Source organism: Rhodococcus sp. ENV425, from assembly GCF_002887785.1.
Classification (GTDB): Bacteria; Actinomycetota; Actinomycetes; order Mycobacteriales; family Mycobacteriaceae; genus Rhodococcus; species Rhodococcus aetherivorans.
Window position 1 is genome coordinate 6,110 of sequence record NZ_PCZU01000302.1, and the last position, 1,693, is coordinate 7,802.

General features: G+C 73.4%; 1 protein-coding gene. It reads left to right on the top strand.

Annotated elements, in window-relative coordinates; all coding sequences use genetic code 11:
• Window positions 1–1,693: amino acid adenylation domain-containing protein (locus tag CQZ88_RS32160; RefSeq protein WP_258008866.1), on the top strand; the 1,693-nt coding region annotated here is incomplete at both ends.

The following is a 1,693-nucleotide window of genomic DNA, read 5'->3' on the forward strand; positions in this document are numbered from 1 at the left end:
GTCCCCGGGCAGATCACCTACACCGACCTGCTCACCGACGTCACCACCACCGACCTCGACGCCTTCGCCCACGCCGACGTCCCCTTCGAACAGGTCGTCGACGCCGTCGACCCCGCCCGCTCCACCGCCCACGCGCCGCTGTTCCAGGTCTCCCTCGAATTCCAGAACACCGAACGCCCCCGCCTGGAACTGCCGCACCTGACCGTCACCGGCCTGCCCCTGGATCCGAAGGTGGCCAACTTCGACCTCGAACTGTTGCTCGGCGAGAACCACGACGACACCGGCGCCCCCACCGGCTTCGACGCCGCCCTCGTCTACGCCACCGACCTGTTCGACGCCGACACCGTCGCCGCCGTCGCCGACCGGTTCGTCCGCCTCCTCGACGCCGTCACCGGCGCCCCCGACACCCCCGTCGGCGACCTCGACCTCGTCACCGCCGACGAGACCCGCGCCCTGGTCCCCGCGCACGGCCCGCACACCCTCGGCACCCGGCTGTGGCCACAGATCCTCGCCGACGCCGTCGCCGTCGATCCCGACGCCCTCGCCGTCGTCGACGGGCCCCGCCGCGCCACCTACCGCGATCTCGACGCCCACTCGAGCCGCCTCGCCCGGATGCTCGTCGACTACGGCGTCGGCCCCGAGACCGTCGTCGCCCTCGGCCTGCCCCGCAGCCTCGACTCCGTGACCGCGCTGTGGGCCGTGACCAAGACCGGCGCCGCCTTCGTGCCCGTCGACCCGAGCTACCCCCGGGACCGCATCGAATACATGCTCGCCGACAGCGGCGCCGCCCTCGGCCTCACCGTCACCGCCCACCGCGACGGGCTGCCCGCCACCGTGCCGTGGTTCGCCCTCGACTCCGCCACCACCGTCGCCGAACTCGCGCCGTACCCGCCCGAACCCCCGACCGACACCGACCGCACCGCGCCCCTCGAACCCGACCATCCCGCCTACCTGATCTACACCTCCGGTTCGACCGGCCGGCCCAAGGGCGTCGTGCTCACCCACCGCGGCCTGTCCGACCTCGCCGTCGAGGAACACCTCCACCTCGACGTCCGGCCCGGCAGCCGCGTCTCGCACCTGGCCTCACCGAGCTTCGACGCCTCGGTGTTCGAACAGATGATGGCCCTCTCGGCCGGCGCCACCCTCGTGATCGTGCCCCCGACCGTGTACGGCGGCGACGAACTCGCCGACGTCCTGCACACCGAACAGGTCACCCACGCGTTCATCACGCCCACCGCGCTGGCCTCCCTCGACCCGGACGCCGTCGACAGCCTGGAGGTGCTCCTCGTCGCCGGCGAGGCGTGCCCACCCGAACTCGTCGCCCGCTGGGCCCCCGGCCGCCGCATGGTCGATGCCTACGGCCCCACCGAGGCGACCATCATGACCTCCGTCAGCGACCCCCTGACCCCGGGCGAACCCGTCACCATCGGCCGGCCGACCCGCGCCTTCCACGCCGTCGTCCTCGACACCCGGCTGCGCCCCGTGCCCGTCGGCGTCGCCGGCGAACTGTATGTCGCCGGGCCGGGCCTCGCGCGCGGCTACCACGCCCGACCCGACCTGACCGCCGCGCGCTTCGTCGCCGACCCGTTCGGGGTGCCGGGGGAGCGGATGTACCGCACCGGCGACGTCGTGCGCTGGACCAAGGAGCACGACCTCGAGTACGTCGGCCGCTCCGACTTCCAGGTCAAGGTCC